The 14,540-nt window shown below is 36.2% G+C and carries 11 protein-coding genes; 7 read left to right on the forward strand and 4 right to left on the reverse strand.

Annotation, left to right across the window (positions count from 1 at the left end; genetic code table 11):
- Positions 1–106: 106 nt before the first annotated feature.
- Positions 107–1,405, forward strand: coding sequence for an Nramp family divalent metal transporter (locus FG390_RS10835; RefSeq protein WP_141191140.1), 1,299 nt, complete (start codon positions 107–109; stop codon positions 1,403–1,405).
- 515 nt (positions 1,406–1,920) lie between these two features.
- Here the strand turns inward: FG390_RS10835 and FG390_RS10840 are convergent.
- Positions 1,921–3,672 carry an HD domain-containing phosphohydrolase gene (locus FG390_RS10840; RefSeq protein ID WP_141191059.1) on the reverse strand — a complete coding sequence of 584 codons (1,752 nt, stop codon included), beginning with the start codon at positions 3,670–3,672 and terminating at the stop codon, positions 1,921–1,923.
- A 701-nt stretch (positions 3,673–4,373) separates the two neighbouring features.
- Here FG390_RS10840 and FG390_RS10845 point away from each other — a divergent pair.
- From FG390_RS10845 to FG390_RS10855, 3 genes are all read left to right on the forward strand, one after another.
- A complete protein-coding gene (locus tag FG390_RS10845; RefSeq protein ID WP_141191060.1) occupies positions 4,374–5,165 on the forward strand; it encodes a flagellar motor protein in 792 nt (263 codons plus the stop codon).
- Position 5,166: 1 nt separating this feature from the next.
- Positions 5,167–5,916 carry a flagellar motor protein MotB gene (locus FG390_RS10850; protein ID WP_141191061.1) on the forward strand — a complete coding sequence of 250 codons (750 nt, stop codon included), beginning with the start codon at positions 5,167–5,169 and terminating at the stop codon, positions 5,914–5,916.
- A gap of 81 nt (positions 5,917–5,997) precedes the next feature.
- Positions 5,998–6,795: an SGNH/GDSL hydrolase family protein gene (locus tag FG390_RS10855; RefSeq protein ID WP_141191062.1), complete on the forward strand. Its 798-nt coding sequence runs from the start codon at positions 5,998–6,000 to the stop codon at positions 6,793–6,795.
- A gap of 169 nt (positions 6,796–6,964) precedes the next feature.
- On the opposite strand, the gene FG390_RS10860 is transcribed toward FG390_RS10855, so the two are convergent.
- A complete protein-coding gene (locus FG390_RS10860; protein ID WP_141191063.1) occupies positions 6,965–8,233 on the reverse strand; it encodes an aminopeptidase P family protein in 1,269 nt (422 codons plus the stop codon).
- Positions 8,234–8,932: 699 nt separating this feature from the next.
- Here FG390_RS10860 and FG390_RS10865 point away from each other — a divergent pair.
- Positions 8,933–9,988: a glycosyltransferase family 4 protein gene (locus FG390_RS10865; RefSeq protein ID WP_141191064.1), complete on the forward strand. Its 1,056-nt coding sequence runs from the start codon at positions 8,933–8,935 to the stop codon at positions 9,986–9,988.
- A gap of 247 nt (positions 9,989–10,235) precedes the next feature.
- Here FG390_RS10865 and FG390_RS10870 read toward each other — a convergent pair whose 3' ends face one another.
- Complete coding sequence (locus FG390_RS10870) at positions 10,236–11,243, reverse strand: LCP family protein (protein WP_258311647.1); 1,008 nt, start codon at positions 11,241–11,243, stop codon at positions 10,236–10,238.
- A gap of 299 nt (positions 11,244–11,542) precedes the next feature.
- Positions 11,543–12,187, reverse strand: a complete 645-nt coding sequence (locus FG390_RS10875; protein WP_141191065.1) for a YigZ family protein — start codon at positions 12,185–12,187, stop codon at positions 11,543–11,545.
- A 385-nt stretch (positions 12,188–12,572) separates the two neighbouring features.
- Here FG390_RS10875 and FG390_RS10880 point away from each other — a divergent pair, with 385 nt between their 5' ends.
- The gene (locus FG390_RS10880; protein WP_141191066.1) at positions 12,573–13,742 is read left to right on the forward strand and encodes a sensor histidine kinase; all 1,170 of its coding nucleotides are present in this window, start codon (positions 12,573–12,575) and stop codon (positions 13,740–13,742) included.
- Complete coding sequence (locus FG390_RS10885; protein WP_141191067.1) at positions 13,739–14,443, forward strand: response regulator; 705 nt, start codon at positions 13,739–13,741, stop codon at positions 14,441–14,443. Before FG390_RS10880 ends, FG390_RS10885 begins: the two co-directional genes overlap by 4 nt.
- Positions 14,444–14,540: the final 97 nt, after the last annotated feature.

Below are 14,540 nucleotides of genomic sequence, written 5' to 3' on the forward strand. Positions count from 1 at the left end.
TGGCGTATGTTGATGTTAACCACTAGTTTTGCACTAGACCAAAAAAAGGTCTTTAAGCTAATAAGGAGGAAATTTACACATGGATAAAGGATCGAGCGGTGTTTCAATGACTCAGTCTGGCGAAGATATTTCCTCATCTGCTTCGAACAGTAAAGATAGAAATCATTCGATATCTTTTGAGTTAGCGATTGGCAAACGAAAAGGATTAAGTCAGCTATTACCGTTTATCGGCCCAGCTTTTATTGCAGCAGTTGCCTACATTGATCCAGGTAACTTTGCAACCAATATTCAATCAGGATCACAATTTGGCTATATGCTATTATGGGTTATTGTCATTTCCAATCTTATGGCTATCCTCATTCAATCTCTATCTGCAAAACTTGGCATTGCAACGGGAAAGAATTTATGTGAAATAACTCGTGAACATGTACCAAAGTGGACGTCGGTAGGGTTATGGATACAAGGTGAATTGATGATTATGGCAACTGATTTAGCTGAATTTATTGGTGCGGCTCTTGGTCTGTATCTTATTTTTGGTATTCCAATGGTCCCATCTGCCTTAATCACCGCGGCGATGTCCTTTTTAATTTTAGAATTGCAACGTAGAGGTTTCCGTCCTTTGGAAATCATGATAGCCGCCATGGTCTTTGTCGTTGTGATTGCATTTGGTTTGCAAGTTTTTATGGCGAAACCAGAACTAGCCCCACTATTTCAAGGGATGGTGACGCCTAAGTTTGAAGGTGTAGATAGTATTCTTTTAGCAGCGGGTATTCTTGGTGCTACAGTTATGCCGCACGCCATCTATTTGCATTCAGGATTAACCCAAAATCGCATTGTTGGACGCAATGCATTGGAGAAGAAAAAGATTTTCAAATTTGAATTCATCGATATATTGATTGCGATGATTATCGCAGGAACCATTAATGGATGCATGCTGGTTGTCTCCAGTGCGTTATTTCATGGTCAAGGAATCGTCGTACAGGACTTAGAAGTCGCATACAGTGAATTCGGTAAAACTATTGGTCCTTTTGCAGCTATTCTTTTTGGTGTCGGCTTATTATCCTCTGGATTATCAAGTTCTTCGGTTGGGACATTATCAGGGGATATCATTATGCAAGGATACATTAGAAAAAGAATTCCAATTTATTTAAGACGCTTTATCACGATGCTTCCACCGCTTGCCATCATCATTACCGGGGTGAATGCGACATCGGCTCTTGTTGTTAGTCAGGTCATCCTATCATTTGGGATTGCCTTCGCCTTAATACCACTGATTATTTTTACAAGTAATGAAAAAATAATGGGTCAATTAAGAAATAGACGTTTTACGATTGTTGCTTCTTGGATTATTGTTACCCTAATTGTTTCATTAAACATCTTTCTTCTTTATCAAACTCTTAGTTGAGTTTAACTGCTCATTTTTAAGGGATAGACAGCCTTCAATAAGTTTCGAGTCGGTTATAGGGGTGAGGTGAATTGTTACAGAGGTTAAAGGGGAATGTGAGTATGAAGCATGTCAAACGTTTTAGCCTAACGCTAATGGTATTTATTGGTTGTCTTATATTCTTATAGAGGTATGATAAGCGATGAATTTTGGCGCCTGCTTTTTTTCCGGTCCTCATGTAGCGGTTACAAGAGGATCTCCAGCTAAGATCGCTCACGCTGGCGACAGAAGCTATCACAACGCGAGGAATGCGGGTCCAAGAAAACTGCCAGCTCTTAGCCTTCCGACGCCCAGGACGGGCTAGTACTGGCGTTTCTTGCAGGATGCCAGCGTACTTAGCCAGTAACCCTTTTCATTTGTCATCTTTTTGAACACGAACTTATAATAAATAGGTAGCTTGGTGGTTAATTAATAATTGAGACGAAAGAATCAAGGCGACAATAAATTAGACGCCTTGATTTTGTGATGGTTTCGTTTTAGGGATGACGAGAAGAGGAACCCGTTTTTTTATACTGGTCTTTGTTGTTAAAAAGTGTATTATTATTTAACACGCATATGAATTCAGGAATGTCTTCTGTTAAAACAACATTATTAAGATTACTATAGGTTTCTCTAAGATATTTAGATTTCTCGCCATGAACAAGAATTCGAATATGCGGATCAAACTTTATAAACATATTAATGTGTTGTTTCATTGGTAGAATGCTTTCTTCTTTAGTTAATGATAACGCGAGAGTATGCAATTTTTTAGCTTTCATCAACTGAATAATATCTTCTAGTTGATTGACTTCACCCAAATACATTGTTTTCATACCGTTAATTTCCATTAAGTCATTAACCATCCGAAGAGGTAAGCGGTTATTTAATCCTTCGATATTAGCGACAATGACGGCATTTTTCTGCCTTATCGTTCCTATGAAATCGACCATTTTAAAGTCAAGAAGATGAAGCAATGAGTACATAGCAACCAACTGATCGGCTTTTAAGATCTGTTTTTTGTCCACTGCATGTTGTATTTCGTTCATGGCTTTTTCAATAATATCAATATAGATATCTTCAACACGTTTACTATCAGAAAGAATATCAAAAAGCCGAAGTGTTTCCATCTTGGTATTATTGATCAATGAGAAAATAAAATCATACCAATTTTGTTTTCCCTTTTCTTTTACTAAACTCTTTTTCCAACCAACAACCGATGTGATGGTTGTCGATAGATTTCGTGGAAGTTGAATAATTTTATTTTTGTCTTTTAATTTTACAATTGGCAGCATTTCTGATGAACCATTGTCGTAGGTGATGGTTCCCTGTCTGCCGTCTGACAAAATGACTTCTGTCATTTGTGGATAGAGACGCAATAAATTAATAAGATCATAACATTGATTAACATCATATTGTTTATCGCTATCTTTAAGAATGATTTCAAGCGCTTGTGTTGCAGGGACGGGTTTACGATAGGCACGTTTTAAAGTTAGTGCTGAGTAGACATCAATAATCATGATGATTCGAATATCTTTATCTAACTCGGATGCAGATGCATGATAAGGATAACCAGATTTGTCAAGACGTTCATGATGAGAACGAGCTAATTTGACAACAGTTTGTGGGAAACCAAGTTTTTCAAGCATGTTTGCACCATCGACAGGATGATCTTTAATGATCCCATATTCATGCTCTGTTAACTTGCCTTTCTTGTCTAATATCGTACGCGGGGTATACATTTTTCCAATATCATGGAGTAAACAACCCAATGCAAAGGTTTCAACGTTTTTCATATTGCTTATTTTTGCTAGCAATGCACCTAGGACAAATACATCTAATGAATGATTAAAGGTGTAGATATTCCACTGTTTTAGATCTCGTATGAGTTGGGCAACAGTCGGGTCAGATAGTAAATAGATGTATAACGATTTAATCCATTGATAGGTATTTTCAGCATTTAAAGCACGGCCATATCGTAATTCACTGGCGATTAAGGAAAAATGTTGCGAGAATTCTTCAGATAGGGCGAAACCTCGAGCATCTGTCGTAGATCTATTGTGTAAACCTTCATATTTTAAAATGGGTCTTTTATTGTCTATAACTACAGACTCTATTCCTAGTTCATTTAATTCGTCTATAATTGCACTGGTCACTAGAGTACCTGCTTTGAACAGGATCGTAGAGTTGATAAAAACATCTTTATAAAGGAACATACCTTCGATTAGTTGGCTAGTTTGTATCTGCGACATAAAGGATTCTTCTCCTCGTATTTTTCTACCAATCAAATAAACCGTAATAAATATCACAAAAAATTGATTTTTAACGGTCAAAAAAATGTGACAATTATTTTAATTGTATTGTTAACTTACAAAGTATAAGTTAATATAACCAAAGATTGAGACTAGACTGTATACTAATTGTATCGGTTGAGATATGACATTGTTAAGTATTTTTTGAAAAAGTTTAAAAAGAAAAAGTTGGAAAAAAGAAACTCATCAAATTTAGTTAAATTTGTTTTAATAAAAATGTGTTTTGTTTTTTCTCCTTGAGGTGTACTAGGGAGAATTTTTTCCGTTGAAAACAAAACTCAGGAATGAAGTGCTAAATTGTCGGCTCTATGAAGAAATGTACTTACGAGCTTAAGAAAGCAAAAAATGAACCGATATATACTATAAGAGGTTGTTCAAAAAGTCACCAAATTATAGGCTGCGCTTGTTTTTCCAATCCTCATGTAATGGATACACGAGGATCTCTAGCTAAAATCGCTCACGTCCTGTGGCTGGCGCCTAAAGCTACCACATCATGTGGGACGCCGGTTCAAAGAAAACTGGTGCCGCTCTTAGTCTTCTTGCTCTAATTTGTCACCTTTTTGAACACGCACTAAATGAATAATCTGATAAATTTTAAAAATATCAAAATGGAAAGTGTACGCTTTAAGGGGTGGTCAGTAATGGATTTGACAACGATCATCGGACTCATCGTTGGAATAGCGTCTTTAATCGTTGGGTTTGTATTAGAAGGAGGAGTTCTTGGAGCTTTAATTGAAGGAACGGCAGCTCTCATTGTATTTGGTGGTACAATAGGGGCGATTATTATCAGCTTTCCTAGTTCAGTTCTTAAGGAAGTTCCACGTGCTGTAAAATATGCCTTTTTTAAGGAACCGAATAAGCCTGAAGAGATGATACAAAAAATAGTCGAATTAGCTAATTTATCTAGAAGAGAAGGACTTTTAGCATTAGAAAGTCAAGTAGAGGAATTGGAAAATGATGAATTCCTGCTTACGGGGATTCAATTAATTGTAGACGGTGTCGATGCTGAATCAATTGAAGATATTCTTAATCGAGATATTGAACTTCGTGAACAAAATGTTTTATCAATTGGCCGTGTTTTTGAATCCGCTGGTGGATTTGCACCAACGATGGGGATCATTGGGACGGTTATGGGACTTGTCCATGTTCTTGGAAGTTTAGAGAAGCCGGATACTTTAGGGCCATCGATCGCAGTTGCCTTTATTGCAACATTATATGGGGTAGCAAGTGCTAACTTAATCTATTTGCCACTATACGGAAAAATAAAAGGCCGACTTGCCCAGGAAGTTTTAATAAAAGAAATTCAAATTGAAGGATTACTATCCATTGTTAATGGTGAAAACACGACATTACTAAAAAATAAGTTGACTTCATTTCTCGATAGTAATGGAAAACGTCGATTAAGTAATGCCGATGAAGCTGGAGAAATGTAACATGAGTCGAAAAAGAAGAAGAAGAAGAGAAGAAGAAGACGGAAATGATGAACGTTGGCTTGTTACCTATTCAGATTTGATTACCTTACTCCTTGTTTTTTTTATTATGCTTTATTCTATGAGTTCGGTCGAGGCAAAAAAATTTAACGCTCTAGTAAACTCATTGAAAACCGCATTTCAAGGTGATGCCATTTTGCAAAATACGGGACTTCCTGAATCACAGTCGATGGACATTCCTGATATTCCCCTTAAGAAGAAACCTATTGTTACCAAGAAGAGCGATGAAGACAAGAAGAACCTTGATAAACTTTATATTCAATTAGACAATTACATAAAAGAAAACGATCTTAGCCCGGCTGTGACGTTAACTAATTTAGAACGAGGCGTTCAGCTCACCTTTCGAGAGAAGATTCTATTTGACCTAGGAGATGCTCAGATAAAAAACGATGCGAAGCCGGTTTTAAAGAAAATTGGTGGAATGCTAAATGAAGTACCTAATAATGTTAGCATCGAGGGCCATACGGATAATAATCCAATTACCGGCCATTCGAAGTATCAATCCAACTGGGATTTATCGGGAGCAAGAGCTCAACAGGTCATGTTTTTCTTAATCAAAGAAGACAAGCTTAAACCCGCTCGAATGAATTTTGTGGGCTATGGAGAATACCAACCCATCGTCAAGAATGATACAAAAGCCCATCAGGCGATGAATCGTCGTGTCAATATTACTATTTTACGTCAAGAAAAATAACTGACATTTGTATGAAGTCAAATATAAATAGTTTTGATACAATATAAAGAACAAGACGTTTATTTAGGATGTGGTGACTTAGTGAAGAAAGTGGCACTTGTTTTAGTTATTATTTTTATTTTAACGATCATAGGTGGGAATATGTTTTGGAATCATAAATTATCAAAAACCTATGCGGATGCGAAAGTGGCGGATAAAACGCATCATACTCAAACAGCACAAAAAGAGAAAATGAGAAAATGGCAAGAACAATCTAAAATTGAGCATTTAACAGCTCGATTACCTGAATCGTTAAAGAATAAAATCAGATATGCTTCATCAAGGAATGACGTGGTGAAAATTATGATGATCGTTGGAAGTGATGGTACAGGAGTCGCTGAACAATTGCAAACGCAATTAAATAAATCTTATGGTTCAGATTTATTTAAAGTAAATGAGCAGAATATGGGTCAATCAACCTCTTTAGACTTTTATAATAAAAAATTAGATTCTATTCTCTCACTGAGAAAAAGCGACCAGCCTGATGTCGTTATCTACACACCCTTCATTTATAACGATGATCACAAAGTGAGTACTGAGGATTCCGAAGCCATGATTAGTCTTGTTTATAAAAATTTCACAGATAAATACAGTCAGTTGACGTTCTTAGTACAGCCACCTAACTATTCTGCGAAATATGACTATATTAATGAGCGAATTGACAAAATGAAAACCTATGCAAAAGACCAAGGAATAACGTATCTTGATTATTTAACCGAGTGGCCTAAAAAGATTAAAGATAGAAGCAAGTTAACAACTGAAGACGGTCACACACCAAATAATCAAGGGAAAAAAGTATGGACAACCTATCTAACCAGTTATTTTTCAAGTGAAAAATAACTTTTAACATCCCAATCTAAAAATCCCTATCTCTAAGTTAAATCTAACTTGAGATAGGGATTATTATTTTTTATTATGATGTTTTTTCCTAGCCGAAAATCACAAGACTCAAGCTCTTATAATCGAGCTTTTTATAAATTTAATCTGGAACTCTAATGATGTATCTAACTTAGTGAACTTGGCTTGAAGATTTAGCCATGAAGGCTTCAATTTCTTCAACCGTTCTCGGAAGACCAGGTGTCAGGATTTCATATCCATCTTCCGTGACAAGAACATCATCCTCAAGCCTTATCCCGATGCCTTCCTCTTCAATATACAATCCAGGTTCAACCGTTACAACAAAACCAGGTTCAAAATGATAATCACTTCGGCGATAATCCCCCACATCATGTGTATCTAAACCTAATGAGTGGCCTAAGCTATGGAAGTAATACTTCGTTATATCTTCTAGGTCATTGATTAAACCGATTCTTTGACATTCTTTGGCAAGTAGGTCTCGTCCAAATTGATTGAACTCAGTAAATGATAGTCCTGGTTTAATGATCTTTGTTGACTCATTTAATGCTTTAAGGACGATATTATAAATGACTTTTTGACGTTCAGAAAATTTTCCGTTTACAGGAAAAGTGAAACTGATATCGCCACTGTAATATTGGTATTGGGCTCCAAGGTCTAAAAGAACGAGACTGCCATCTTCAACGGTGGAATGATTATCGGCATAATGAAGTACCGTTCCATTTTGTCCGCTGGCACATATGGTTGGAAACGCAAAATCGGTGACACCTTGGGATTTTAAAACAAAATTGAAATAAGCTTCTAATTCATATTCCTTCATACCAGGCTTAGCATGACTCATGAGATGCTTAATGCCATCTACTGTTATTTTTCCAGCTTGACGTATATTTTCAATTTCTTCAGGAGATTTTATGCGACGCATTTGGCTAACAGTGTGGTAAATATCGTGAATATTTATATATGGAAACTGTTTGAGAATGTTTTGGGCAAATTGATGGCTTGGCCGAGCCAAACTTTCCCATGAGGCATTTTCTAAATCAAGATATAATTCGGTGTATTGCTTAGATGAAAGTTCGCGTTTGAGAAAGGTTTTAAATGTATCAAGTGTTTGAATAGCCGAGATTCCGGATACTCGTTTAGCTTCTTCAGGTTTGATCGTTTCTCCAACCCATTTAGCCATTAAGGGGTCTGCTTTTTCAATAAAAAGGGTTTCAGTAACTTTTCCTTTTACTTTTGTGGCTACCACGATAACTTTTGGTTCGGCAAGTCCTGTTAAATAGTAAAAATGGCGATTGGGTACGAAAGGATATGTTTCATCAGCGGATTTTTGCGGTGCTTCCCCTGCGAATAGAACAGTAATCGATGGATCGGCAAGTCCTTCGTATAATTTTTCTCGATTGTTTTTGAAGAATTCAGAGTTCATGCGGTTTCCTCTCCTTTTTTGTGAAATAACCATCCCTATTTATTCTACCATAATTTGTTTCTTTACAATCACATGGAAGCGTACTTGATTCTGTTTTACACTCGAAGCACGTTATAAGTATTGGGAATTAGATGAATCGTGCATAAGTTGAACAGTTAGAGAAGAATATAACTAAAGACATGTTAGAAAAATACGGATTTATCACCAAATTAGACAGAAATTGAAAAGTTAAAGCGAATAAGTGAGGAGTTAGGTTTAGATAACTCGGTTAAAAAGGGCTGGCTTCGAAAATATTGCTATTCCGGCTACTAGCTACAATCTCTTAGAAAAAAGCCTATAAAAATTAGTGTTAAATTTTGACTTTAAAAAGATTGTTAAGGTAATATTAAGATAAGGAAAGTTTGGCCTTCGTATGGACAAGTCAATCAATTAAACGTCATAGTCATTTAAACATGTTTACTGACAAACTTGTACATAAATTAACAAATTTTTTTCAAAGTGAATAGCTATTTTTTTTAGCTGTGCTATAATGATATTCGTAATAAATAAGCTTAACAAACTTTACACAAACAATATGGAATTTCACATATAAAACATTTAAAGTCCGTTAGTATGGCGGCCGTATTTCTTGTTTATTCGCTCGTTGTTTAAATTAGAAATATGATTATATCGAGTATGAACTTAGGCAGGGGTGGCAAGATGGTTTATTTGACATTATTTATTTGTTTTTTGGCATCATTAAGTTTAACTCCGCTTGTAAAACAATTTGCCATCAAAATTGGGGCAACGGATGAACCAAATAACAGGAAGGTCCATAAAGTGAAAATGCCTCGATTAGGTGGCTTGGCCATCTACCTTGCATTTATTCTCGGGATGCTGATCCTGAGACCAGAAAGTAGTTACACATGGTCCATTATTATTGGAAGTTTCATTATGGTGATGACAGGTATATTAGATGATATATTCACATTATCTGCAAAAGTGAAACTGTTGGCACAAATTATTTCCGCTATCGTCATTGTTGCTGGTGGGATTCAAGTGGAATTTATTAATTTGCCATTTAACGGTGTTTTATATCTTCACTGGTTTAGCATTCCTTTAACGATACTTTGGATCATTGGTATAACCAATGCGATTAATTTAATAGATGGTTTGGATGGATTAGCTGCAGGTGTCTCGACGATTGTGTTATTAACGATTGCGGGTCTTGCCATTGCTCAAGGTCAAATCTTCGTCTTTATGGTTAGCGCCATCCTAATAGGTAGTACAGTTGGCTTCCTTCCTTATAATTTTAATCCAGCTAAAATATTTATGGGCGATACGGGTGCTTACTTTCTCGGTTACATTATTTCAATTTTATCCCTTTTAGGATTTAAGAATGTCACGTTATTTTCACTCGTTGTTCCGGTTGTTATTCTTGCCGTTCCTATTTCTGATACTTTGTTTGCAATTATTAGACGAGTAGTGAACAGAAAACCACTTTCAGCTCCGGATAAATCACATTTGCATCATTGTCTCTTACGATTTGGTTTTTCTCATCGTGAGACAGTCTTGCTGATCTATGGTATGAGTGCATTATTTGCTCTTGCAGCCATCGTTTTATCACTATCCACGTTATGGGGATCTTTCCTTATCATTACGTTCGTGCTCTTCATTATCGAGCTTGTGGTTGAGCTTGTAGGTTTAGTTAATGTTAATTATCGACCGATGCTGAATTTTTATAAAAGGTTAGTTGGTTCATCTAAAGCAAAATAATCATGACGATAAATAAGTGGCTCACTCCTCAGAGATCATCTTTTCTGGAGTGAGCCTTAATTTATGTGCATGTCCGAGTTGAAGACTCTCTCTTTAAAGAGGAGATTCAACTCTTTTTTTGTGATTATTTCGGTATATACTACGATATTAAAACATGGGATTCCTGATTCTAAAAAGTCCAATGTTTAAACATAAAAATCCCCGTATAGAATTTGTAATCTCTATACAGGGATTTAATTTTCCATAATTATTTATCTAATTCTAGATGATCTCTCAATTCACTTTTGACTTGTTCTAGATAGTTTTGATCGAGCTGAAAGTAATAGGTACCCGTTGACATATCATCTGTTCCTTTTAATTGCATCATATCGATATTTGAAAGAGAACCAGCGTAATTATGCAGACCTAATATTTGGCTAAATGTTAAATTCGTTTGAAAATGTCCTTTTAATGAATCAATGACATCACCATATTTAGTAATGGACGAGATGTTTGCACTTTTATGCAAGATGGCTTTAATTAGGGCCATTTGTCGTTTTCCGCGGCCGAAGTCCCCACCCGCTCCAGCGGATTTTCTGTTACGTACAAAGGCAAGAGCTTGTTCACCGTTAAGTGTTTGTTTTCCTGGATTTAAAACAATAGCGTTTTTCTTATCCTTACTATTTTGAGTCACGAGTTTTACGGGAACATTTACTTCAACCCCGTCTAAGGCATTAACGATTTTAGTAAAAGCTTTAAAATCAACTTGGACATAGTAATCGACTGGGATGTTAAATAAATGTTCAACGGTTGCGATCGTGTAATCAGCGCCCTTATCTCCATTCAAATCACCATAATAGTGAGCGTGCGTGATTTTTGTCATACCATAATTTTTTTGATTTGTTGGATCAACGATTTGGACTTTTGAATCCCTTGGGATACTCACGAGTTTGACGGAGTCGTTGGTATGATTAAATGTGGCAAGAATCATCGCATCTGAACGACTCGGTTCATTTTTTCGTTTGTCAACACCGATAAATAAAATAGAGATATTGTCATTCATTGGATCTACCTTGACATCCCGAAGATCCGATTTGTCACCGCGTGCGAGATTGGTATGGGCCGTATTAGCAACATTGTGGAACTTTTGGTAAAGAACGGTTGCGTAGGCAACACCACCACCAATTAAAAGTAAAAAGATAACAAGAATAGAAACAATAATTCTCTTTCGATTTCTTTTTTTAATATTCTTTTTTTGTTCAATCCTACCCATCATCGTTCTCCTTTGTATATACTAGTAAGAAAGTATAAAAAAATTGGCCTCTTAAACAGTGGTGATGAATTCGTTTATGTTAGCCATTTGTTCAGCCAAATCCGCCAGTTTTCTTTATCTATACAACTTTGGTTTGCTTTTGTATGATTTGTACCAAGCTAGGTTAGGGTATAAATAATCTAGAAAACGAAATTATATCGTTTTTCAATATCTTAAACATAGCTTTTGACAAAAAAATATCATACATCCCATTTTACCTAATATTTTTCGATTGAACAATACAAATTACGTGTTAAAATTGTCTAATTTTCAATGATTTTGTCTAAATAACCTGTCTCGATCGTTTCTATTTGGCATTGGGCATTTGTGATGTCTGTCATCCAGTTTTTAAATAGATCGATCTCTTCAAGTTTGACATAAACATCAATCAAGACATTTTCAGTATAATGCATGTCTTTGACACTATAAGGGGACTGCCTAAGGGCATTTTCAATGGAGCCAAGCAGTGGGTAAGCGATATTAATTCTGATCGTTTGCGATGGTATTCGTTCAATTATTTTGGCAACTTTTAAACCTTCGCTTGTTGAATTTGAGTAAGCTCGTATGAGTCCGCCGGCTCCAAGTTTAATTCCTCCGAAGTAACGTGTGACAATCACAAGTGTATCTTCAAGGTGTTGTTTTTTTAAAACTTCTAGAATGGGAACACCTGCGGTTCCTGTCGGCTCTCCATCATCACTTGCTTTTTGAATAGCCTGGTTCTCTCCTACGGTATAAGCAAAGCAATTATGCGTTGCTTTCCAATGTTCTTTTCGAATTCTCTCAATACACGCTTTTGCTTCGTCTTCCGATGTTACCGGAAAAATATGGGCGATAAAACGAGACTTTTGTATGTCAATTTCATGAATCGCTTTTTCTTTTATTGTTTTATATTGTCTAACTTCGACCATGATAGCCTCCATAAGATGATAAAAATATGTCATATATACTATAGATTATCATAGTTAGACGATAAATGTCTTCAATTGATAATGATCAAGTTATATACCTGTAGTGAACTTGTAATAAACGTAATGCCGTTTTTCGTATAAAATAGAAGTAGTGGTGTTTATATCTTTTTTAAGAATTTCAAACTACTATAATAAAGTAGAGGTATTTGATGCCTTTCTAGAGAATAGTAGACATAGGCCTCATAGAGGTGGTCATTTTTTTCATATTTATTCTGACTGATCATGGATACGTATAAAATAGAGAGTTAGACCTATGCACAGATGGGTAAAAAGGTTCTAGTCCTTATATCTCTTGCTGGATTAAAGTAATGTTAGGGGAATGTTTATGTCACTAAACCATGAGGCATCTCTACCATTAGATGCGGAACGTCTCGATCAAATCATTGATAAAATGGTTTACGCTGTTGAAGATAGCAAAACTCAAATATTTGAAATTGGTGAACAATCTCGGGAAGAACATGATCAACTTGTTAAAGAGTTAGAAGTCATTAAACATCAAGTCAGTGAAGTTATTGATCGTTATGATACCCTTGAAAGAGACGCAAGATTAGCGAGGAGTCACCTAGCGAAAGTTAGTAGTCATTTTGATACTTATCAAGAAGCAGATATCAGAGCAGCCTATGAACGAGCAAACAGTATCCAAGTGGAACTATCCATCGTCCAAGAAATGGAACGTCAATTGAAAATTAGGCGAAATGATACTGAAAGACGGATTACCAAGTTAAAAGCAACAGTGGAAAAAGCCGATAAGTTAGTTGGACAAGTCTCCGTTGTCTTAAATTATTTAACTGGCGACTTGCAGAAAATGGGAGAAATGATTGAGAGTGCGAAGGAAAAACAAGCATTCGGTTTGAAAATTATTGAAGCCCAGGAGGAAGAACGAAAGAGACTGTCGAGAGAAATCCATGACGGACCTGCACAAATTTTGGCGCGAGTCCTTATCGGTTCAGATATTGTCGAACGTGTTCATCGTAATCAAGGCCCCGAAGCATCCGCCAAAGAGTTGTTAACCTATCGTGAAATGGTACGTTCAGCCTTAGCGGAAGTTAGGCGCATCATATATGATTTGAGACCTATGACGCTAGATGATTTGGGTCTAATACCGACACTAAAAAAATACTTGAATCAAATCGGAAGTCAGTTTGAAGGTCTAAAAGTTAATTTTCGTTGTATCGGTCATGAGCATCGCGTATCTTCGAATATGGAAGTGGCTTTGTTTCGATTATGTCAAGAAGGTGTTCAAAATGCGTGTAAACATGCCGAAGCATCTCTAATTAAAGTCATGGTAGAATTTAAAGAAAAAAGTATTGTTTTATTGATCAAAGATAATGGAAAAGGTTTTGATCCAAAGCAGAGTCATACAAGTAAGTTTGGATTAATGGGAATGAAAGAACGGGTAGAATTATTAAAAGGTGAATTGACACTAAATTCAGATCCAAAAGTTGGAACAAGTATTCTAATTAATATCCCCATTATAGAGGAGGAAGAGCATTGACCAATACGCACCCAAAAAAAACAAAAATAGCCCTTATTGACGACCACCGATTATTTCGAGAAGGGGTCAAGCGTATATTAGAAATGGAATCCGATTTCGAAGTCGTTGCCGAAGGAGACAATGGCAGTGTTGTTGAAGCCATTATAGAAGGATCAAATCCAGATGTTATCTTGATGGATATTAACATGCCAGAAATGAATGGTGTTGAAGCGACTCGTAGTTTAGTCAAAAAATATCCGGATGTCAAAATTTTAATCTTATCGATTCATGATGATGAAACCTATGTCACACACGTATTGAAATGCGGGGCACTTGGTTATTTGCTTAAAGAAATGGATGCTGATTCATTAATTGAGGCCGTTAAAGTGGTCGCAGATGGCGGAGCTTACATTCATCCAAAAGTCACTCACAATCTGGTCAAAGAATTCCGTAGATTAGCGGAAAATGGTTATCAACGAGAAGCCTCAGGTTTCCGAGACATTGAATATCAAAAACCTCTACATATCCTCACTCGAAGAGAATGCGAAGTATTGCAATTAATGACAGATGGGAAAAGTAATCGCTTAATTGGCGAAGCTCTTTATATCAGTGAGAAAACCGTGAAAAATCATGTGAGTAACATTTTACAAAAAATGAATGTTGATGATCGTACCCAAGCGGTTGTCCAAGCGATTAAAAAAGGCTGGGTAAAAGTAAGTTAGTCACTTTTGAAGGTTCTTAAGTACTTAATTGATTCCGTATACAAACGGCATGAGATGAATCATCACTCGTACGATCCTTGGTGTATCGGCACTACAC

Source organism: Terrilactibacillus laevilacticus (genome assembly GCF_006517395.1).
GTDB classification, from domain to species: Bacteria; Bacillota; Bacilli; order Bacillales; family Sporolactobacillaceae; genus Terrilactibacillus; species Terrilactibacillus laevilacticus.

Coding starts and splice junctions, on each gene's coding strand:
- FG390_RS10840 (WP_141191059.1), bottom strand. CDS start 3,672: ATGTCGCAGATACAAACTAGCCAACTAATCGAAGGTATGTTCCTTTAT.
- FG390_RS10865 (WP_141191064.1), top strand. CDS start 8,933: ATGGTTTATTTGACATTATTTATTTGTTTTTTGGCATCATTAAGTTTA.
- FG390_RS10860 (WP_141191063.1), bottom strand. CDS start 8,233: ATGAACTCTGAATTCTTCAAAAACAATCGAGAAAAATTATACGAAGGA.
- FG390_RS10880 (WP_141191066.1), top strand. CDS start 12,573: ATGTCACTAAACCATGAGGCATCTCTACCATTAGATGCGGAACGTCTC.
- FG390_RS10845 (WP_141191060.1), top strand. CDS start 4,374: ATGGATTTGACAACGATCATCGGACTCATCGTTGGAATAGCGTCTTTA.
- FG390_RS10875 (WP_141191065.1), bottom strand. CDS start 12,187: ATGGTCGAAGTTAGACAATATAAAACAATAAAAGAAAAAGCGATTCAT.
- FG390_RS10870 (WP_258311647.1), bottom strand. CDS start 11,243: ATGATGGGTAGGATTGAACAAAAAAAGAATATTAAAAAAAGAAATCGA.
- FG390_RS10850 (WP_141191061.1), top strand. CDS start 5,167: ATGAGTCGAAAAAGAAGAAGAAGAAGAGAAGAAGAAGACGGAAATGAT.
- FG390_RS10835 (WP_141191140.1), top strand. CDS start 107: ATGACTCAGTCTGGCGAAGATATTTCCTCATCTGCTTCGAACAGTAAA.